General features: G+C 55.9%; 20 protein-coding genes. 19 read left to right on the top strand and 1 reads right to left on the bottom strand.

What is annotated here, in order from left to right; translation table 11 throughout:
- The first annotated feature begins 6 nt into the window (after window positions 1-6).
- Both ABD735_RS14175 and ABD735_RS14170 read left to right on the top strand, forming a co-directional pair.
- Entirely contained in the window at window positions 7-1,341 is a 1,335-nt protein-coding gene (locus tag ABD735_RS14175) for a sodium ion-translocating decarboxylase subunit beta (RefSeq protein WP_344807544.1), read from the top strand.
- Window positions 1,342-1,348: 7 nt separating this feature from the next.
- Window positions 1,349-1,780, top strand: coding sequence for a hypothetical protein (locus ABD735_RS14170; RefSeq protein ID WP_344807542.1), 432 nt, complete (start codon window positions 1,349-1,351; stop codon window positions 1,778-1,780).
- A 49-nt stretch (window positions 1,781-1,829) separates the two neighbouring features.
- Here ABD735_RS14170 and ABD735_RS14165 read toward each other — a convergent pair whose 3' ends face one another.
- The gene (locus tag ABD735_RS14165) at window positions 1,830-2,678 is read right to left on the bottom strand and encodes an aldo/keto reductase (protein WP_344807540.1); all 849 of its coding nucleotides are present in this window, start codon (window positions 2,676-2,678) and stop codon (window positions 1,830-1,832) included.
- Between the two features lie 231 nt (window positions 2,679-2,909).
- Here ABD735_RS14165 and ABD735_RS14160 point away from each other — a divergent pair, with 231 nt between their 5' ends.
- The 17 genes from ABD735_RS14160 to fliQ all read left to right on the top strand — a co-directional run bounded on the left by ABD735_RS14160 (window position 2,910) and on the right by fliQ (window position 18,981).
- Window positions 2,910-3,182 (top strand): hypothetical protein, encoded by a 273-nt coding sequence (locus ABD735_RS14160; protein WP_344807538.1) that lies wholly within the window; start codon window positions 2,910-2,912, stop codon window positions 3,180-3,182.
- Window positions 3,183-3,343: 161 nt separating this feature from the next.
- Window positions 3,344-4,819: a sigma-54 dependent transcriptional regulator gene (locus ABD735_RS14155; protein ID WP_344807536.1), complete on the top strand. Its 1,476-nt coding sequence runs from the start codon at window positions 3,344-3,346 to the stop codon at window positions 4,817-4,819.
- A 198-nt stretch (window positions 4,820-5,017) separates the two neighbouring features.
- Complete coding sequence (locus ABD735_RS14150) at window positions 5,018-6,193, top strand: sensor histidine kinase (protein WP_344807534.1); 1,176 nt, start codon at window positions 5,018-5,020, stop codon at window positions 6,191-6,193.
- Complete coding sequence (locus tag ABD735_RS14145; RefSeq protein WP_344807532.1) at window positions 6,190-7,593, top strand: sigma-54-dependent transcriptional regulator; 1,404 nt, start codon at window positions 6,190-6,192, stop codon at window positions 7,591-7,593. The genes ABD735_RS14150 and ABD735_RS14145 overlap by 4 nt, the downstream gene beginning before the upstream one ends.
- A gap of 48 nt (window positions 7,594-7,641) precedes the next feature.
- Window positions 7,642-8,013 carry a flagellar hook-basal body complex protein FliE gene (gene fliE, locus ABD735_RS14140; RefSeq protein ID WP_344807530.1) on the top strand — a complete coding sequence of 124 codons (372 nt, stop codon included), beginning with the start codon at window positions 7,642-7,644 and terminating at the stop codon, window positions 8,011-8,013.
- Window positions 8,014-8,045: 32 nt separating this feature from the next.
- Window positions 8,046-9,752: a flagellar basal-body MS-ring/collar protein FliF gene (gene fliF, locus ABD735_RS14135; RefSeq protein WP_344807528.1), complete on the top strand. Its 1,707-nt coding sequence runs from the start codon at window positions 8,046-8,048 to the stop codon at window positions 9,750-9,752.
- Complete coding sequence (fliG, locus tag ABD735_RS14130) at window positions 9,745-10,764, top strand: flagellar motor switch protein FliG (RefSeq protein ID WP_344807526.1); 1,020 nt, start codon at window positions 9,745-9,747, stop codon at window positions 10,762-10,764. The genes fliF and fliG overlap by 8 nt, the downstream gene beginning before the upstream one ends.
- Before the next feature lie 2 nt (window positions 10,765-10,766).
- Window positions 10,767-11,672 carry a flagellar assembly protein FliH gene (locus ABD735_RS14125; RefSeq protein WP_344807524.1) on the top strand — a complete coding sequence of 302 codons (906 nt, stop codon included), beginning with the start codon at window positions 10,767-10,769 and terminating at the stop codon, window positions 11,670-11,672.
- On the top strand, window positions 11,665-13,086 hold the full coding sequence (fliI, locus tag ABD735_RS14120) for a flagellar protein export ATPase FliI (protein ID WP_344807522.1): 1,422 nt from the start codon (window positions 11,665-11,667) through the stop codon (window positions 13,084-13,086). The genes ABD735_RS14125 and fliI overlap by 8 nt, the downstream gene beginning before the upstream one ends.
- Window positions 13,087-13,095: 9 nt before the next feature.
- Window positions 13,096-13,554 (top strand): flagellar export protein FliJ, encoded by a 459-nt coding sequence (gene fliJ / locus ABD735_RS14115; RefSeq protein ID WP_344807521.1) that lies wholly within the window; start codon window positions 13,096-13,098, stop codon window positions 13,552-13,554.
- 156 nt (window positions 13,555-13,710) lie between these two features.
- The gene (locus ABD735_RS14110) at window positions 13,711-15,396 is read left to right on the top strand and encodes a flagellar hook-length control protein FliK (protein WP_344807519.1); all 1,686 of its coding nucleotides are present in this window, start codon (window positions 13,711-13,713) and stop codon (window positions 15,394-15,396) included.
- A gap of 91 nt (window positions 15,397-15,487) precedes the next feature.
- Window positions 15,488-15,973, top strand: a complete 486-nt coding sequence (locus tag ABD735_RS14105) for a flagellar basal body-associated FliL family protein (protein ID WP_344807516.1) — start codon at window positions 15,488-15,490, stop codon at window positions 15,971-15,973.
- 3 nt (window positions 15,974-15,976) lie between these two features.
- Entirely contained in the window at window positions 15,977-16,996 is a 1,020-nt protein-coding gene (gene fliM / locus ABD735_RS14100; RefSeq protein WP_344807514.1) for a flagellar motor switch protein FliM, read from the top strand.
- Complete coding sequence (gene fliN, locus ABD735_RS14095) at window positions 16,963-17,499, top strand: flagellar motor switch protein FliN (protein ID WP_425548615.1); 537 nt, start codon at window positions 16,963-16,965, stop codon at window positions 17,497-17,499. Before fliM ends, fliN begins: the two co-directional genes overlap by 34 nt.
- Window positions 17,500-17,505: 6 nt before the next feature.
- A complete protein-coding gene (fliO, locus tag ABD735_RS14090; protein WP_344807512.1) occupies window positions 17,506-17,919 on the top strand; it encodes a flagellar biosynthetic protein FliO in 414 nt (137 codons plus the stop codon).
- The gene (gene fliP, locus ABD735_RS14085; RefSeq protein ID WP_344807510.1) at window positions 17,846-18,712 is read left to right on the top strand and encodes a flagellar type III secretion system pore protein FliP; all 867 of its coding nucleotides are present in this window, start codon (window positions 17,846-17,848) and stop codon (window positions 18,710-18,712) included. The genes fliO and fliP overlap by 74 nt, the downstream gene beginning before the upstream one ends.
- Complete coding sequence (gene fliQ, locus ABD735_RS14080) at window positions 18,712-18,981, top strand: flagellar biosynthesis protein FliQ (RefSeq protein WP_344807863.1); 270 nt, start codon at window positions 18,712-18,714, stop codon at window positions 18,979-18,981. Before fliP ends, fliQ begins: the two co-directional genes overlap by 1 nt.

The raw sequence follows: 18,981 nt of genomic DNA, 5'->3' as shown, positions 1-18,981 counted from the left end.
CTTTAAATGGATGGAATTTCCAAACTCTTCTACGGAAGCGGTTTCTATAATCTGGAATTCGGCCAGGTGGTGATGATAGGCATCTGTCTGTTGTTGCTATTCCTCGCCATTCGGAAAGGCTTTGAGCCTCTGCTGCTCGTGCCAATTGGCTTCGGCGGTCTCATGGCCAACATTCCCGAAGCTGGAATGGCGCTGTCGGCGGTCGAAAATGCGATCCATCTTGGCTCCATGCTCCAGTTGGAGCGGGTGGCCGATGTACTCGGTATTAATCTGCTGATGCTGGGCGATGGTGCAGCCGTGCCCATAGATACAGTGCGCGATGCGCTGTACGAAGGCTACAAGACCGCTGACTATACGACCTATCAGGCCTTGAGTTCGCTCGCTGCAGAGATGGGATATACGAGCGGTATTCTCAACATGTTCTTCAAGGTTGCCATTGAAACGGGTGTAGCGCCTCTGCTGATCTTCCTTGGGGTCGGAGCAATGACCGACTTCGGTCCACTGCTGGCGAATCCCAAGACGCTGCTGCTCGGTGCTGCTGCCCAGTTCGGTATCTTCGGAACCGTGCTTGGCGCGGTTGTGTTGACGATGACCGGGACTATGGACTTCACGATGAAGGAGGCCGCAGCCATAGGCATCATAGGCGGTGCGGATGGTCCGACATCCATCTATGTAGCTACTATGCTGGCGCCACATCTTCTGGGAGCCATTGCGGTGGCAGCATACTCTTACATGGCGCTGGTGCCACTGATTCAGCCGCCGATCATGAAATGGCTGACAACGCCAGAAGAGCGCAAGATCAAGATGGAGCAGCTGCGTCCAGTGTCGCAGCAGGAGAAGATCATCTTCCCGATCATGCTGCTTGTACTCGTTGCACTCTTTCTTCCGGATGCGGCCCCACTTCTGGGTATGTTCTGTCTGGGTAACCTATTCCGCGAGTGTGGGGTAGTTGAGCGTCTGAACGACACTGCACAAAATGCGCTCATCAACATCGTGACGATCGTGCTGGGTTTGGCGGTGGGCAGCAAGCTGTCTGCCGACAAGTTTCTCGACCTGCAGACCTTGGGTATCATGATTCTCGGTATGGCTGCCTTCTGTGTTGGTACAGCGTCCGGTGTTCTGATGGCGAAGGTGCTCAACCGCTTTACCAAGGAGCCGATTAATCCGCTTATTGGTTCAGCTGGGGTGTCCGCCGTGCCAATGGCCGCTCGCGTTTCGAACAAGGTCGGGCTTGAAGCCAACCCGCAGAACTTTCTCCTGATGCATGCCATGGGGCCCAACGTCGCGGGCGTGATTGGATCGGCCGTTGCAGCCGGTATCATGATCAAATTCCTGGGATGAGGTGACAATGTCGAACTTTGAGTCAGCTATCAACGATCTGTCTGAGCAGTTCCGAGCGCTGACTCAGAGAATCGAGCAAAGTCTGCAACTCATTGGCCGGTCGCAAGGATCGGCCTTTGATAAAACCAGCGAGACCCCGTCTAACGATAGTGATCAGCTGATACAATTGGTTGGCGACCTCGATGAGTCCATCAATACTGCGGTTGCGCGTTTTGCAGCGGTGGTGTCGGTGCAGGAGGCTCATCAGCCATCAGGACATGTCAGAGATACCGCAATCTATCAGGATGCTTACGAGGCTCTCAGCGAGCTGGCAAAGCAGTTTTCCATTCTTCTGGCTGCGGTACAGGGTCAACAGCAGGAAGCTGCCAAATCAGCTGGTACGGCCAGAAAGCGTCATAATGCCGCCCAGCGCTACCTGGACTCTTCCGGATACTATTGAAGGATCATGCCTGTCATACGACAGGCATCAAGGAATAGCGACTAGGCGTTCAGTCCCATTCGGGTGCGAAATCAGGGTCGATAAGGCGCCCTCCACGACTGCCGAGGCGGTTGATAGCGGCCATGTCCTCCTCTTCGAGTCTGAAATCGAAAATATCAAGATTGGCCTTGATATGCTCTTCACTCGACCCCTTCGGAATAGCCACGATGCCGTTCTGATTCAGCCACCGCAATGACACCTGCACAGCCGACTTTCCGTGTTTCTTTGCTATAGCGTTGATTGTTTCGTTTTCGAACACCTTGCCCCTGGCGAGTGGCGAATAAGCTGTTACCACGACGTCGCTTGCCCTGCACTCCTTCACCATGACAGATTGGTCCAGAAAAGGGTGGCATTCGATCTGGTTGTTGACGACAGGCGCGTCGAGCGCAGCAATCGCATCGCGTAGCCAGGCCTTGGTAAAATTGCTGACGCCGATGTGCTTCGTCAGCCCTTCGTTATGAACCTGATTCAGCTCCCGAAAGGTTAATTCCATGTCTGCATCTTCGTTCGGCCAATGCAGTAATAACAAATCGACGTAGTCAGTTTGTAATTTTTCCAAGCTTTGCTGAAGGGAATCCTGAAAGCTGGAAGGACTGAAATTCTCGATCCATATTTTTGTGGTGAGAAATATACTTGATCGGTTCAATCCGGATTTCGCGATAGCGTCACCGACCTGCTTTTCGTTGTCGTAAATCTGGGCAGTATCGATATGGGTATAACCAGCCTCCAGCGCTGTGGTGACGGCTCTCTCTGCTGCAGAACCCTCTAGCTGCCAAGTGCCAAAGCCGATTGCAGGTATCTCTACATGCCTCGTGGCAATTCTTGTTTCACTGCTGTCTATAAGCTCTGGTTCGCTCACATGATCCTCCATTTCGTGGACAGTTCGCAGCGCTTCTCTCGCGCAAACAGGGTGCAGTGCGAATGACAAGCAAATACCGTGCGAAGGGCAACGGGTCAATTCCGGGGAATATAAGCACCCGGAGGATGTGTGAAGCTGACCGCTGGCTCATATTGTGCAGGCTAAGTGGAGGTGGGCATTTGGCGAGCCAAGTCAGAGTCCGCTTAATTCAGCACTAGCAGGAGAACATCCATGGCGACGAAGACTGTGAAGCAGGATTTCATCAAGTCAGGTGATCAGCAGACCAAGCTGGAGAAAGGCAAGAATTTCAACAGCGAGTTTACTGCCCGCGAGCAACCTTCAACCCAGGCACCCGGCAGAGGCGGCTATTCCAAGCCCGAACTTCAGAGCTGGACCGACGAGGAACTGAAGGCTCATGTGAAGTCATTGAATATTCAACTAGCCAATAACGACGACAGGGAAGCCCTGATCGATGCCATCGTCAGCAATAGCCGAAGAAGCTGAGGCTGGACTTATCGTATTGGTAATCCTCGGGAACAGTCTGCCAGAGTGCCGTAAACGGTTTTCTGGCGGCTGTTCACGCACCTCACTTCGGCGTCATTAATTTGACCAGCCCGCTAAACACTACTTTAATTGCTCCCATCTTTAGCAACGAAAAAGCAGTTATGACGGATGCGGGTTCCATCATTGTAGTCAGTAACGATAAGCAGCTTGCAGACGTCCTGTCGGTGGTCCTTACGTTCCTGAATGAGTCCTTTTCACTGGTGGACATGCCCAGGGTTCCGGCATCCGGATCGGGCGAGCCCGATGGCAAACTTGCTGTGAGCCCGTGGCGACGGGCGCTGAATGAGCAGTATGCCAATACATCGGACATACAGGCCGCGCTGGTCCAATCGGAGCTGGTGACGGACGCCTTTCTCAGCGAGCTGCACGCCTTTGATCCTGGCTTGCCAGTATTGACGCTGGGCCGGTCCACTTTTGAAAAGCTTGATGAAGAACTGCGCAAGAAGATCATCATGAGCTTCGACTTACCTCTGCGCTACAACGATCTGATGGACAATCTCTATCGCGCCCAGGTGTATAGGGAGCAGTTCGCGGCCTCCGCAGGGCGGGGGCAGCAGCGTGATGTTCAGCTGTTTCGTAGCCTTGTCGGCACTAGCCGCAAGATTCAGCAAGTGAGGGAACTCATGGGGCAGGTGGCTGACAAGGAGGTGAGTGTGCTCATCACTGGAGAGTCGGGCACTGGAAAAGAGGTCGTGGCGCGTAATCTTCACTACAACAGCCATCGACGAACCGGCCCCTTTGTCCCAGTCAATTGCGGCGCCATACCTGGCGAACTTCTGGAAAGTGAACTCTTCGGTCACGAAAAAGGCGCTTTCACCGGAGCAATTACTACCCGGGTTGGCCGATTCGAGCTGGCACAGGGCGGAACGCTGTTCCTTGATGAAATCGGCGATATGCCTCTGAGCATGCAGGTGAAGATCCTTCGCGTGCTGCAGGAGAAGACCTACGAGCGCGTGGGCAGTAACAAGACCAATCAGGCTGATGTTCGTGTGATCGCGGCGACTCACAAGAATCTTGAAACCATGATCGAGCAGGGCGAGTTCCGTGAGGATCTGTATTATCGCCTGAACGTGTTTCCCATCGAGATGCCGCCCCTACGGGAGCGCTCTGAGGATGTGCCCCTGCTCATCAATGAACTGATCTCACGGATGGAGAAAGAGAAGCGGGGCTCATTACGTTTCAATTCTGCCGCCATACTTAGCCTGTGTCGCCATGAATGGGCTGGCAACGTTCGTGAACTGGCCAACCTGGTGGAGCGAATCGCGATCATGCACCCTTACGGTGTGATAGGCGTTCATGAGCTGCCTCCGAAGTTTCGTCATGTCGATGACACCGAAGAGCGCTTCGTTGAACCAGGCGAAGACATGCCATCCGGCGGGATGATGGATTCGCCGGCGATACTGCCGACCAATGGGCTTGATCTGAAAGAATATCTCGCCACCATAGAGCGGAATCTGATCAAGCAGGCGCTGGACGATACCGATGGCGTGGTGGCGCGTGCAGCTGAAAAGCTACAGGTCCGTCGCACCACACTGGTCGAGAAGATGCGCAAGTACGAACTCAGCGCCAACGAATAGTCTTTCCCGCCTCCACAGTGTTGGGGGCGTCAAAAAATAGTTATGCCCCTACCGCCAGTCTAATGCAAATGGCTGATTTTCGTTCAGAATCGCCAATTGGGCCCCCTCTGTGCAGTACCTCCCGTATCCGGCAGCCAGCGTCAATATCACTGACTGCCACAACACGGACTTCGGTATTAACGTTCAGTGGAGCGGCAAATGGCACTTCAACTCGCAGCAAGACAGGCAGGCGCAGATTCAGCACCACATTTTCAGCAGCACGCCAGCTTTTCGGCCTTGCTTGAAATCCTGCCCGCTGGCGTGGTCATCCTGGACTCACGCGGCATCATACAGGAAGCCAACCCTGTAGCGATCGAGTTCCTCGGTGAGCCGCTCGTAGGTCAACGCTGGAGCAGCATCATCGATAGAAGCTTTGCGCCGCGTGCCGACGATGGCCACGAAGTGTCGCTTCGTGATGGGCGCAGAGTCAGTGTTGAAACCCGTTCTCTCTCACAGCAGGTGGGTCAGCTTATTCTGCTGACAGACATGACTGAGACCCGTCGCCTGCAGGCTACCATTTCACGTGACGAGCGCCTGGCCTCCATGGGCCGTATGGTCGCAGCTCTGGCTCATCAGATCAGAACCCCGCTCACTGCAGCAATGTTGTACGCAGGGCATCTGCAACGCCCTGAACTGAACGACGAGCTGCGAGTGTCATGCGCCGGCAAGCTGGCCGATAGACTGAATTCGCTCGAGCAGCAGGTCAGGGACATGCTGGTGTTTGCCCGCGGTGACAGACCCGCTGCCGAGCGCATCACGGCGGTACGGTTTGGGGATGAGCTGGTCAGCGGTATCGCTTCACTGCCAGCGCTGATTCAGCGGCCAGGCAACAACAAGACGCCGGTTCGGATCGAATTCGATAACCAGGTTGAAGATAGCGCGCTGCTCGTGTGCAACAAGGACACGCTGCTCGGTGCCATCTACAACCTGGTCAATAACGCTGTCGAAGCCTGTCATAAGGTGGCAGACCCACTCGTGAGCGTTACGCTGCGAGTGAGAGAGGTCGCTGCTGCTGGTAAAGCTGCAGGAACGAAGCGCCTTGAAGTACTGGTCGTCGATAACGGCCAGGGTTTTACGGCGGCTCGCGGTGAGAGCATCCAGGAAGCCTTCGTCAGCACCAAGTCTCACGGTACAGGCCTGGGTCTGGCGGTGGTTCGGCAGGTCATCCAGGCACACAGCGGCCAGTTCGCGCTAGCCTCGGCCGGCGTAGACAAGGGCGCCTCCGCCTTTATCTCACTGCCGCTCAATCCTGCACCAGCAGGCCAGCTACCACAGGAAGCCGACACGCTTGCTGCAGACACTAATGTTCGCCTGTTCAGAGGTACTTCTTCATGAAAGCTAAAATTTGCCTGGTAGAAGACGATCTCGATTTGCTCGAAGCGCTGACTGCAACGCTCGATGTCGAAGGTATTGATTACATCGCATTCGACAGCGCGGCTGAAGCCCTGACCATACTCGAGCGAGTACCGGTCGATCTGGTCGTTAGTGATATCAATATGCCTAACATGGATGGCTTTCAGTTTCTCGCTGCTGTACGCAAGCAGCATCCGGGCCTGCCAGTCATGCTGATGACGGCTTATGGCCAGATCAGTCAGGCGGTCTCGGCTTTACAGAATGGTGCTGCCGACTACCTGGTCAAGCCTTTCAACGCCACGCATTTCATCGAAGCCATCGGCCGCTATACCAACAAATCGACACCTGCAGTCGTGAACGGGCCGATTGCTGCTGATGCCGCCAGCAAGCGTACTTTCGAACTGGCTGCCCGCGTAGCGAAGACAGATTCAACTGTACTTATCTCCGGTGAGAGCGGTACTGGCAAGGAAGTGCTGGCGCGATACATCCATGAACAGTCACCACGCAAGTCCGGTCCTTTCGTAGCCATCAACTGCGCGGCGATTCCTGAGAACATGCTCGAAGCCATTCTCTTCGGCTACGAGAAGGGCGCTTTTACGGGCGCCATGAACAGCATGCCTGGTAAATTCGAGCAGGCAGAAGGCGGCACTCTGCTGCTGGACGAAATTACTGAAATGGACCTTGGTCTGCAGTCCAAGTTACTGCGCGTGCTGCAGGAGCGTGAAGTCGAGCGTCTCGGCAGCCGCAAGACCATCAAGCTGGACGTTCGCGTCGTTGCGACCACGAACCGGGACCTCAAGAAGTCGGTAGCCGCCGGTAGCTTCCGGGAAGATCTGTTTTACCGCCTCTCGGTATTTCCAGTGCATTGGCTGCCTTTGCGTGAGCGTCGTGGCGATATCCTGCCACTGGCGAAGCACCTGCTTGGCATGCACAGCAGCAAGATGAAGCTCAACGGCGTTCAGTTCAGTGAAGCTGCTCGCAGCGCGCTGCAGGCTTACAACTGGCCAGGCAACATTCGCGAAATGGATAACATCATCCAGCGCGCCCTTATCATGCAACAGAACGGTCTGATCAGTTCAGCTGACCTCTGCCTCGACAGCATGACCAGCAGCTTCGTCAGTGATGACCATACTGTTGCCGAACTGGATGATAACGCAGGCTATGAAGACAATTTCGATGAAACACGCGGCGAAGGTCCGGATCTCGGTCAGGAAGTCCGGCAGCGCGAATATCAGGTCATTCTCGAAACCCTGCGCAATGAATCTGGACGCCGCAATCGTGTAGCCGAGAAGCTGGGTATTTCACCCCGCACCCTGCGCTACAAGATCGCGAAGATGCGCGAGTCAGGTATCGATATCGATGCCTGCCTGGCAGCTGGCTGAAGATCAGAAAGGCAATACACACGCAATTGAGTTTTGGTGGGCGAGTCTATGAATAATCGAATCGATGTCAGCAATGTTCTAGCCGATATCAGGAACCTGCGGGCACAGATGCAGAATCCTGCAACGATGGCTGCAAACCAGGTTCGCGAGATTCGGCCTGACACGACCAGCGTCAATCCTACAGGCAAGGTCGAAGGCGCCGGTTTTGGTCAGATGTTCAAGCAGGCCATCGATGGCGTCAATGACATGCAGCAGACCAGCTCATCCATGCAGACCAGATGGCAGCAGGGCGATCCCAATGTCGACCTCACCGAAGTCATGATTGCCTCACAAAAAGCATCAGTCGGTTTTCAGGCTTTGACTCAGGTGCGTAACCGGGTCGTTCAGGCCTATGAAGACATCATGAATATGCCGGTCTAAGGCTAGCGCAGTAACAGAGCCAGGAATCAGATATGTCTACAGTACCCGCCGAACTGCCACGTGGCCGCAATGATGATGACTCGATGATCGAGGAGAAGAACGATACGCTGCTCGGTCTCAATCGGTTGTCGGTCATTCGCCAGCTCATCCTCATGGTTGGGGTGGCAGCGAGTATTGCGCTCGGCATCGCGATCATCATGTGGGCAAGCGAGCCAAGTTATCGTCCCTTGTTCAATGACATGAGTAGTTACGACCCCACCGAGGTCGCAGCCGTGCTGCAGCAGGACAATGTCGCCTACAAAATCGAACCCAACAGTGGTGCACTGCTGATTGCTGCCGAAGACATCCATCGCGCCCGTCTAAAGCTGGCTTCCATGGGTATCACCCAGGACAAGACCATTGGTTTTGAACTGCTGGACCAGGAAACCGGTCTCGGCACGAGTCAGTTCATGGAGACCACGCGCTACAGACGTGGTCTCGAAGGCGAACTGGTTCGCACCATCAGCAGTATTCGCAACGTCAAAGGCGCACGGGTCCACCTGGCCATCCCGAAGCAGAGCGTGTTCATTCGTGATCCGCGCAAGCCTTCAGCTTCAGTATTTCTCGAGCTCACAGGGTCCGGTAACCTGAATCAGGCTCAAGTGGAAGCCATCGTCAATCTGGTGGCGAGCAGTGTGCCGGAGCTCGAGAGCAGTGGCGTCACCGTGGTCGACCAGAAAGGCAACCTGTTGTCGCAGAACAACCTCAGCGATGAAGACAAGCGCACTTCACGCGAATTCGCTTATGCCCGCAAGCTGGAAGAAGTACTGTCACGTCGTATCTACAGCATTCTCGAGCCTGTGCTCGGTGCTGAAAAGTTTCGCGCAGAAGTCTCTGCCGATGTGGATTTCAGTACCAGCGAGCAGGCTGCAGAAACCTTCAATCCTGATCTGACTGCACTGCGCAGCGAACAACAGTCTGGTGAGCGGCGCATCGCAGGCGCGGTAGATGGTGTGCCTGGTGCGCTGGCCAATCAGCCTCCTGGCGCAGGCATTGCCCCTGAAGTGGCCAACGCAGGCAATGGCGCAGCCGGTGAAGCCGATGTTGCTACCGATGTTCGGACACAGAGCGTGCGCAACTATGAAGTGGACAGAACTGTCAGTTATACCCGCTCACAGCTTGGCCGGCTCGAGCGCCTGTCTGTAGCTGTGGTAGTCGACGATATTCGTCGGGTCGGCCCAGAGGGGGCTGCTACCTTCGAAGCCTGGCCCGCAGAAGACCTGGAGCGCCTGACCCTGCTGGTTCGCGATGCCGTTGGTTACTCTGCCGCCAGAGGTGACAGCGTCAACGTGATCAACACGCCTTTCATGGCGGAACAGGAAGTCTTCGAAGCTTTGGAAGTACCGTTGTGGGAACAGGATTGGTTCGGCAATGCCATCAAGTGGGTTGCTGCGCTGCTTATCGTGCTCATACTGGTTTTCTTCGTAGTCCGGCCTACTATTAAGGGACTGGCCAGTGGTGGTTCCGACGCCAAGAGCCTTGCCCTGGCTGGTGACGATGATGGCCTGGCCGAGCTCGAACGTCTCGGCGACATGCCAGATTCTCAGTCTTCCGTAGGTCTCAGTGCCTCTGGAGATTTCCTTTTGCCGGGTGCATCCGACAGTTATGAAAAACAGGTCAACGCCCTCAAGGGCCTGATCGCTGAAGATCCTGGTCGGGTTGCACAGGTTGTAAGAACATGGGTTCTAGCGGATGAGTGATGACAAGGCCAGAGCTGGCGCCAAGGTGTCCCGTCTCGAAAAGGCGGCTATCCTGCTGATGTCGCTTGGCGAGGCGGATGCGGCGCAGATTCTGAAGCACATGGGCCCCAAGGAGGTTCAGCGTGTAGGTGCGGCCATGGCGACCCTGCAGAACGTCACGCAGGAGATTGTCGAGGACGCGACCAGCGAGTTTCTCGAGGCCGTAGGTGGTCAGACCGGTCTGGGCATCGGCGCGGATGAATACATTCGTTCCATGCTGACGCAGGCTCTGGGTGCGGATAAGGCGGCAAGCCTGGTCGACCGGATTTTGATCGGTGGCAATACCACTGGTCTCGATACGCTGAAGTGGATGGAGCCGCGTGCGGTCTCCGATATCGTTCGTTTCGAGCATCCTCAGATTCAGGCCATCGTGCTGTCGTATCTCGATCCTGATCAGGCTGCAGAAGTGCTCAGCAATTTCGACGAAAACGTGCGTCTCGAAATCATGATGCGAGTGGCCTCTCTCGAAACCATACAGCCCCAGGCGCTTCAGGAACTGAACACCATTCTAGAGAAGCAGTTCTCCGGGGGTGCCCAGGGCCAGACCAGCAAGATTGGCGGTGTGAAACGTGCTGCCGACATCATGAACTTCATGGAAAGCTCCATCGAAGCGGTGCTGATGGAGAAGATCAAGAACTCCGACAACGATCTCGGCACACAGATCGAGGATCTCATGTTCGTATTCGACAACCTCAAGGATGTCGACGACAAGGGCATTCAATCACTCCTGCGTGAGGTCGCCAGCGACACGCTCATCCTTGCGCTCAAGGGAGCGGACAACGAATTGCAGGAGAAGATCTTTGGTAACATGTCGAAACGAGCCGGTGAGTTGCTGAAAGACGATCTCGAGGCGCGGGGTCCGGTTCGACTCAGCGAAGTCGAAGCGGCACAGAAAGAGATTCTGACCATTGCACGCCGCATGGCCGATGCAGGAGAAATCATGCTCGGTGGTAGCGGCGAAGAAATGCTGTAGACATGAGCAACGGACCGTACAAACCCGCCGCGACTGCGAGTCATGAGCCTCGGGACTCAGCGGGCGAACGCATGCCGGTCGAGCGCATTCCCGCCGAGAGCCTCACTGCTTATGAGCGCTGGGAAATGCCTGCAATCAGCGAAGCCGGGCAGATGGCGAAGCGCCGCGAGCCGCCCGCCCCCATCAAACCCCCAACCGCAGCCGATCTTGAAGCCATTCGTGAAGCGGCCTATCAGGATGGATTGGCACAGGGTCTTGAGGAAGGCCGCAAGAAAGGCTACGAATCAGGGTTCAAGAGTGGCTATGAAAAGGGCAAGACACAGGGTCGAACTGATGGCATGGCCAGTGGTCGTACCGAAATCATGGCCGAACTGCGAAGCCAGATTGATAGCGGTGTGTCGAGGCTCGATCAGGTCGTACAGGTGCTCGCCAGTCCAGTTGATGCTCTCAGTGATGAGCTAGAAGCGGCGAGTCTCTCGCTCGTTCTCGCCATTAGCCGCAGCGTAGTCGCTCGAGAGCTGACACTGGATGCCAGCCATGTGGCTGACATTGTCCGTTACGCATTGACTCAGTTACCAGAATCGGACAAGCCGCTCAGAATATTTGTAAATCCTGATGACCTCGCCTTTCTTCAGGAACATGCCCGTCCGCAGCCCGAGTGGCTCGCTCAGTGTGTTGCCGACCCCGCACTGGCACCCGGTGGCTGTCGCCTCGACAATCGAACTACCCTGGTAGATTTCAGTACCGACAAGCGATTCGCGCAGGTGATCTCGGACATGCTGAACCGGAATCCTGCTGCTGAATCAGCAGACGAGGATGACGCTGAAAGCGACGCTGCCGATCCCGATGATGCAGATAGCGATGGATTGCGGTCAGTCGAGGCTCGTGACGGTGAGACCGATGACTAAGCAGTCGGCGCTCGAGACTTTCAATACGCTGCCTGGCAGGCTGAAAGCTTACCGAAAATTCCTGCCATCTCAGGTGCAGCCTCAAGTCTGTGGCCGCCTCACCCGCGTGGTTGGTCTCACGCTGGAAGCTGCCGGTTGCCCAATGACACTCGGCGCCCGTTGCGTTATCGAACTGGCCAATGGTCGCACCGCCGAAGCAGAAGTCGTCGGCTTTGACGACCGTGTCACTTTCCTGATGCCAATCAACACCGTTGAAGGTCTACAGCCTGGTGCCATCGTTCGGCCGATGACTGCATCGCAAGGCATCCGCGTTGGGCCCGGGCTATTGGGCCGCGTGCTCAACGGCGCCGGTGTACCTCTGGATGGAAAGGGCCCACTCGACTGCGCCAAACTCATCCCCTTTCATGGCGAAACGATTAATCCGCTTGCCAGAGCGCCCATTCGTGCCAAGCAGGATGTCGGTATTGCTGCCATCAACTCCCTCCTGACTGTGGGCGTGGGACAGCGACTTGGTCTCTTTGCTGGTAGTGGCGTTGGCAAATCAATGCTGCTGGGCATGATGACCCGCTTCACGACGGCCGATGTGGTCGTCGTTGGTCTGATCGGCGAACGGGGCAGGGAGGTCAAGGAATTTATTGAAGACATCCTCGGTCCCGAAGGTCTCAAACGTGCGGTCGTAGTCGCCTCGCCTGCGGATGATTCGCCACTCATGCGATTGCGAGCGGCCGAGCTGACCACCCGGCTGGCAGAATATTTCAGAGACACAGGCCAGCAGGTCCTCATGCTGATGGATAGTCTCACCCGCTACGCCCAGGCACAGCGTGAAATTGCCCTGTCGATTGGCGAGCCCCCAGCGACCAAAGGCTATCCACCTTCCGTCTTTTCCAAGCTGCCGGCGCTCGTTGAACGGACTGGTAACGGTCCGGTAGGTGGCGGTTCGATTACAGCTTTCTATACCGTGTTGACCGAAGGTGACGATCAGCAGGATCCCATCGCTGACGCTTCGCGTGCAATCCTTGATGGCCACATCGTGCTCAACCGTCGCCTGGCCGAGGAGGGCCATTATCCAGCGATTGATATCGAGCAATCGATTAGCCGGGTCATGCCTCACGTCGTCAGCAAGGAACATCTCAAGAGCGCGCAAGTGTTCAAGCAGCTGTATGCGCGATATCAACAGACGCGCGATCTGATTGCAGTCGGCGCCTACAAGCCAGGGTCCGATCCAGGCATCGATCTGGCGATTGCGAAATATCCCCAGCTTATCCAGTTCCTGCAGCAGTCCCTCGATGAGGGACGGCCGGTGGAGGAATGTGTCAGCGACCTGATCAAGCTGGTACCACCCGACCTGCAGACTTCGGGAGCGCAGGCCAAACTGCCGGCACGCAAGCCGGCGACCATGCCCAAGCCGCGCTGAGGCTAGCCGATGCAGCGTTCAAAGCGGATGGAGCCCGTGCTCGACCAGTCCCAGCGAGAGGAGGCCTCCGCTCGTGAAGCCCTTGCGCAGGCTCAGCAGGCGCTCAGCGAAGCGACCCAACAGTTCAAGGATCTCGAAGCCTACGAACAGGACTACATGTCGCAGATGCGCGACCATAGCCAGTCCATTCGTGCTGCCAGCACTTACCATAGTTATCACACCTTTCTGACAAAGCTTGCCACGGCCATTCGACAGCAGGTCGCACTCGTCGAGCTGCGGGAAAAGCAGCATGCCAAAAGCCTGCTCGACTGGCAGGAAAGTAAATCCCGGCTAAGCAATCTCGAAAGCTTTGTCGAACGCCTCAAGGCCGAAGAAGCCGCAGCGGCTGACAAGAAACTGCAGCAACAGCTCGATGAAATGAGCCTGCAACGCTTTATAGCACGCCAGCGCAAAATTGGACGCGACTAAGGCGTTCTGGCCCGCATTCTGCAATACCTTCCCCATGAACCGGACAAGCGGCAAATTTCAGCAGCAGTCGACAGGCATCTGCACGGCGTCCAGCTCGCGTGAGCGACAGTCGCCGTGTCGGATAAAGTAGTAAAATCTGTTAATAAGCAGGGTCTTATGAGTATTGAAACAGGCTTCAAAGGTCTTCAGTTGCAGGCAAAAGCTCTGTCACAGTCCGTCGAGAAAGGGTGGCAATCAGGTGGCATGGCTTTGCCGTTTTCGCTCGGTGAAAACGCGGGAGGATCAAAGGGCGCCAGCTTTGCAGCCATGCTGCAGTCTTCATCCCGACAAGCCGAGCGAGTGCCCGTGCCGGCAGCTGCGCCCAGGCCTGAGCGGCCAGCAGCGCGTGATGACAGATCTACCGCTACGGAAAGATCCTCACGACAGGATACTGATCGAAGGCCGGATTCAGCGGTGAAGTCATCGCATGACCAGCGAAGAGCAGATGACACTCGAGACAGTGCGCGAAAAGATAAGACAGCCGAAGCGAAGGACCTAGAGACAGAAGCTTCGACGGCGTCGACCACACGGACTGCCGACACTGCGGCGGCAGGCACTGAGCTGACAGAAACGCCACCATTCAGCGAAGAGCTCAATGCGCTTGTCGAAGATCTCCCGACCGAAGAACTTGTGGCGGCTTTCGCCGATCTGTCGGCCCTGGCCGAGGATGCTGACGGTTTGACCGTCGACGAACTCAAAGGCTGGCTTGAAGAGAACAGCGAACTGTTGCAGCAGACCGTCGACATGTTCAGTCATGTGCCTACAGAAGAACTGCAGGCGATGCTCGATGAAGCCGGTGTGGCACCTGAATCGCAGAGCATGCTGCAAGCCATACTGTCCTTCAGTGAAATTGACATTACACCTGAACTCGAGGCCGCCGGCGCTACAGAAGCTGAAGTCGCAGAATTGCTCGGCATTGACGGCGATCTCGCGTCTGCACTCAGGGATGTCTCGGATGGTGTCCAGCAGATAGCTGCACATATTGCCGTGGTCGCTGATAACGCTAGCGTCGCCATGAATGACGATACGTCATTGCCTGCAGGCCTTGTGGCCGCATCTGGAAAAGAGACTTCGGCCTCGGGTCAGCCTGGCTCGGATACATCAGGAGATGGTGCTTCCACTTCAGATGCCCCAGCCGCCGCCCCAGGCGCGGCCACCAAGCCGGCCGGTGAGGGTATCGCCACGAATGAGCGCCTGATGTTTGCCCAGATGCTGGCCAGCAGGGAGGGCGCAGCGGCCGATGACAATGCGAGCGTTCGCCAGGCCGGTGGTCAGCTGACCCCATTGGCGGCAGCAGTGTCGGGGCCCGCTCAGGCGAGCACGAACGCCGATCAGGCCGGGAAGCCTTTGCTGCCATTCCAGACTAGCCTGCAAAGCTCTATCAATGACAGTATTGAATGGAAGGAACAGTTTGAGCAAAAACTCAGCTGGTTTCTGAAAGAAGGCATACGCTCCGCGCGTCTGCAACTGAACCCGACAGACATGGGGCCGATTGACGTGAGAATCCAGGTGCAGAAGGATCAGGCGCAGATCCATGTGTTTGCACAGAATCAGCAGGTCCGGGAGATGCTTGAAAATACATCGCACCGTCTGCGCGATATGCTCGCAAGCCAGAACATCGATCTCAGTGGCTTCGATGTCAGTAGCCAGGGACGCGATGGACAGGCCGGTCAGCCCGGTGGTGAACAGGGCAGCGGTGCTTACGGCGGCACGGCAACGCCGACTGCTGGCGAGCTTGAGCTTGAAGCCGCGGAAGTGCTGGTGGGCAGTCAGAATATCAGGCTGGTTGATCAGTACGTTTAGAGACAAAGTGTACTAAGCTATGCTCATCAAGGTGCAGGTCTGGACGTACTGCATGACATTCGCGAGATGAGACCAATGAGCGTGGAGAAGCATGGCTGAAGCCGCAGCAGCAGAGAGTGAACCGCAGAAGTCGAAAAAGAAACTGTTCGTGATCATTGGCATTGTCGTAGTGGCACTGCTCATTGGTGGCGGGGCCGCCTTTTTCCTGCTTGGCGGAGACGAGGCTTCACCTGAAGAAGCTGCCGAGACGGTCAAGTCGCCGGCACTGTACCAGACTATCAACGATCCAATCATCACGACGTATAATTACAAGGATCGTGACCGTTTCATGCAGGTCACCTTCAGTGTGATGGCAAGGAATCAGGTCGTGCTTGATGCAGTCGTGCTGCACATGCCGACCATTCGCAACCGCCTCATCAGTGAATTGGGCAAGATGGACTTCGAACAGATGCAGACTGACAGCGGCCGACTGGCCATACTGGACACTTCAAAGACAGTCATCAATACCGTGCTTACGAACGAAGGTGTTGAAGGCGAAGTGGAACAGGTCCTGTTTCAGAATCTGGTGTTGCAGTAAGTCATGCAGGATTTATTATCCCAGGACGAAATCGATGCGCTCTTACACGGCGTAGACGATGGCGACATCGAGACCGAAGACGATACCTCCAGCGATGGCATACGCAGTTATGACCTGACCAGTCAGGACCGTATTGTTCGTGGTCGGATGCCAACGCTGGAAATGATCAACGAGCGGTTCGCGCGCTATACCCGCATCAGTCTGTTCAATTTTCTCAGGCGCGCTGCGGATGTTTCCTCGGGCGGCGTGCAGATCATGAAATTTGGTGAGTATGTGCATACGCTGTATGTACCCACCAGCCTCAATCTCGTGAAGATTCGGCCACTCCGGGGCACCTCGCTGTTCATTCTCGATGCCAAACTCGTCTTCAAGCTGGTCGACAATTTCTTCGGCGGTGACGGCCGGCACGCGAAAATTGAAGGCCGTGAGTTTACGCCGACAGAGATTCGAATCGTGCAGATGGTGCTGCAACAGGTCTTCATTGATATGAAGGAAGCCTGGAACGCGGTCATGAAGGTCGACTTCGATTATATCGGCTCGGAGGTCAACCCGGCGATGGCCAACATCGTCAGCCCCAGCGAAGTCGTGGTCGTCAGCACCTTCCATATCGAGCTCGATGGTGGCGGTGGTACGCTGAACGTCGCCATGCCCTACGCAATGATCGAGCCGCTCAGGGAAGTGCTCGACGCGGGTATGCAGAGTGACATCGATGATGCCGACGACCGCTGGATCAATTCGCTGCAGACGGACATTCTTGATGCGAAGATTCCGATCAACGCGACTATCGTCAAGAAGAAGATTTCTCTTCGGGCCTTGAAAAGCCTGAAGAAGGGCGATGTCATTCCCATAGAACTGGATGAGGACATCACCATTCAGGCAAACGGTATTCCCATTTACAAGGCAAGACTGGGTCAGATGAACGGCAACCTCGCCTATAAGCTGACCGGACGCGTCAACCGCGACACCAACAATCGTGGCAAGGAGCAAGAGTGGCAGACAAAGACAAGCCCAAAGACGACGTAGACGGCGAAAAGGTCGACGATCAGGCGATGGCTGATGAGTGGGCTGCCGCCATGGAGCAGCAGTCGGAGGCCGAAGGCGAGGGCAGCGTAGAAGACGAGTGGGCAGCCGCCATGGCTGAAGCCGAAAAGGCTGACGTGGGCAAGGGCAAATCAAAGGACGGTATCAAGAACAGCGCCGAGCTCGGCAATATACAGGCCGCCTCCTTCGAGAGCTTTGAAACCAGCGCACCGCCGTCAACCGGTACACCAGATCTGGAAGTCATCCTCGATATTCCGGTGACCATTTCCATGGAAGTCGGGAGTACCGAGATCGCCATCCGCAATCTGCTGCAGCTGAACCAGGGCTCGGTCATCGAGCTGGACCGTCTGGCTGGTGAGCCCCTTAACGTGCTGGTCAACGGCACCTTGATTGCGCATGGCGAGGTGGTCATGGTGAACGAAAAATTCGGCATTCGTCTGACTGATGTCATCAGCCCCTCCGAACGCATCAAGAAGCTCAAGTAGAATCGCATGGAGACACCCGCCTCACAGTCACTGGAAATTATATTCTCGCTCGCACTCATTATTGTGCTGATCGTGGGCGTGGGCTGGATGATGCGTCGGTTTTCCGGCGGCACAGGCGTTCAGAACAGACAACTGAAGATTGTGGCCGCCATTTCGCTTGGTTCTCGGGAGAAAATCGCCGTAGTGCAGGTGGGTGAGCGTCAAATACTTGTCGGCATTACGGCTCAGCAGATAAACACCTTGCTGGAGCTTGACCAAACCATTGATGTATCAACTGAAAATGGTGAATTTGCCAGGAAATTGCAGAGTTTGCTGAAGAAGCCCGCTCAAGAGAATTTCACTGCCGATGCCAAGCGCCACGACAACGACACGCAAGCTGCCGACGAGCAGAACGACCAGAAGGCTGCCCCAGGCCGCTAGCCAGGAGACGCCACCCAAGGCGGATCGCCTGTGGAATGGCCCGCTGACGATTGTACTGATCATACTGGCGCTGATCGCCGGCACCTGGAGCTCCGTTGGCCATGCCGCCATCGATGGCCTCCCCGCAGTCAATCTCACCACCAATCCTGATGGCACACAGAGTTACTCGGTAACCCTGCAGATTCTGCTGGTGATGACGGCGCTGACCTTCATCCCCGCCTTCATCATGATGATGACGTCCTTTACCCGGATTATCATCGTGTTTTCCATACTCAGGCAGGCACTGGGTCTGCAGCAGACACCATCAAACCAGATCATCGTCGGACTGACGCTGTTCCTCACGTTCTTCATCATGACGCCGGTCTTCAACGTCGCCAACGAGAAGGCGCTTCAACCCTATCTCAACGAAGAACTGAGCATTCAGGACGCCTTCGTCGAAGGCGTGAAGCCATTCAAGTCATTCATGCTGGCCCAGACACGGGAGAGCGATCTCGATCTCTTCATCCGGCTCGCCCGCGAAGATAACACTTTCAACGATCCACAGGACGTGCCGCTCAACATACTGTTGCCCGCCTTCGTGACCAGCGAATTGAAAACTGCCTTCCAGATGGGCTTCATGATTTTCATACCCTTCCTCATCATCGACATGGTGGTCGCCAGCGTTCTGATGGCCATGGGTATGATGATGCTCAGCCCGCTCATCATCAGTTTGCCATTCAAGATCATGCTCTTCGTGCTGGTCGACGGATGGGCCTTGATCATGGGCACACTTGCAGCGAGTTTCGCCATATGATGACGCCAGAGGTAGTGCTCGATATCTATGGTGAGGCGCTATGGCTCATCGTGAAGATGGTGACCATTATCGTGGTGCCGAGTCTTATCGTCGGTCTCATCGTCAGTACATTTCAGGCGGCGACGCAGATCAACGAGCAGACGCTCAGCTTCCTGCCGCGTCTCATCATCACGCTGCTGGTCATCATCTGGGCAGGCCCTTCATTGCTGGGTCAGTTAATGGATTACTCGACCACCTTGATCACCAGTCTGCCGACGCTGATCGGCTAG

It is taken from the genome of Allohahella marinimesophila (assembly GCF_039538005.1).
GTDB classification, from domain to species: domain Bacteria; phylum Pseudomonadota; class Gammaproteobacteria; order Pseudomonadales; family Oleiphilaceae; genus Allohahella; species Allohahella marinimesophila.
This window is presented reverse-complemented; position numbering and strand designations above follow the sequence as displayed.

Coding starts and splice junctions, on each gene's coding strand:
- ABD735_RS14105 (WP_344807516.1), top strand. CDS start 15,488: ATGGCTGAAGCCGCAGCAGCAGAGAGTGAACCGCAGAAGTCGAAAAAG.
- ABD735_RS14110 (WP_344807519.1), top strand. CDS start 13,711: ATGAGTATTGAAACAGGCTTCAAAGGTCTTCAGTTGCAGGCAAAAGCT.
- fliG (WP_344807526.1), top strand. CDS start 9,745: ATGAGTGATGACAAGGCCAGAGCTGGCGCCAAGGTGTCCCGTCTCGAA.
- ABD735_RS14125 (WP_344807524.1), top strand. CDS start 10,767: ATGAGCAACGGACCGTACAAACCCGCCGCGACTGCGAGTCATGAGCCT.
- fliO (WP_344807512.1), top strand. CDS start 17,506: ATGGAGACACCCGCCTCACAGTCACTGGAAATTATATTCTCGCTCGCA.
- fliP (WP_344807510.1), top strand. CDS start 17,846: ATGCCAAGCGCCACGACAACGACACGCAAGCTGCCGACGAGCAGAACG.
- ABD735_RS14150 (WP_344807534.1), top strand. CDS start 5,018: ATGGCACTTCAACTCGCAGCAAGACAGGCAGGCGCAGATTCAGCACCA.
- ABD735_RS14155 (WP_344807536.1), top strand. CDS start 3,344: ATGACGGATGCGGGTTCCATCATTGTAGTCAGTAACGATAAGCAGCTT.
- ABD735_RS14175 (WP_344807544.1), top strand. CDS start 7: ATGGATGGAATTTCCAAACTCTTCTACGGAAGCGGTTTCTATAATCTG.
- ABD735_RS14160 (WP_344807538.1), top strand. CDS start 2,910: ATGGCGACGAAGACTGTGAAGCAGGATTTCATCAAGTCAGGTGATCAG.
- fliI (WP_344807522.1), top strand. CDS start 11,665: ATGACTAAGCAGTCGGCGCTCGAGACTTTCAATACGCTGCCTGGCAGG.
- fliM (WP_344807514.1), top strand. CDS start 15,977: ATGCAGGATTTATTATCCCAGGACGAAATCGATGCGCTCTTACACGGC.
- ABD735_RS14145 (WP_344807532.1), top strand. CDS start 6,190: ATGAAAGCTAAAATTTGCCTGGTAGAAGACGATCTCGATTTGCTCGAA.
- fliF (WP_344807528.1), top strand. CDS start 8,046: ATGTCTACAGTACCCGCCGAACTGCCACGTGGCCGCAATGATGATGAC.
- ABD735_RS14170 (WP_344807542.1), top strand. CDS start 1,349: ATGTCGAACTTTGAGTCAGCTATCAACGATCTGTCTGAGCAGTTCCGA.
- fliJ (WP_344807521.1), top strand. CDS start 13,096: ATGCAGCGTTCAAAGCGGATGGAGCCCGTGCTCGACCAGTCCCAGCGA.
- fliQ (WP_344807863.1), top strand. CDS start 18,712: ATGACGCCAGAGGTAGTGCTCGATATCTATGGTGAGGCGCTATGGCTC.
- fliE (WP_344807530.1), top strand. CDS start 7,642: ATGAATAATCGAATCGATGTCAGCAATGTTCTAGCCGATATCAGGAAC.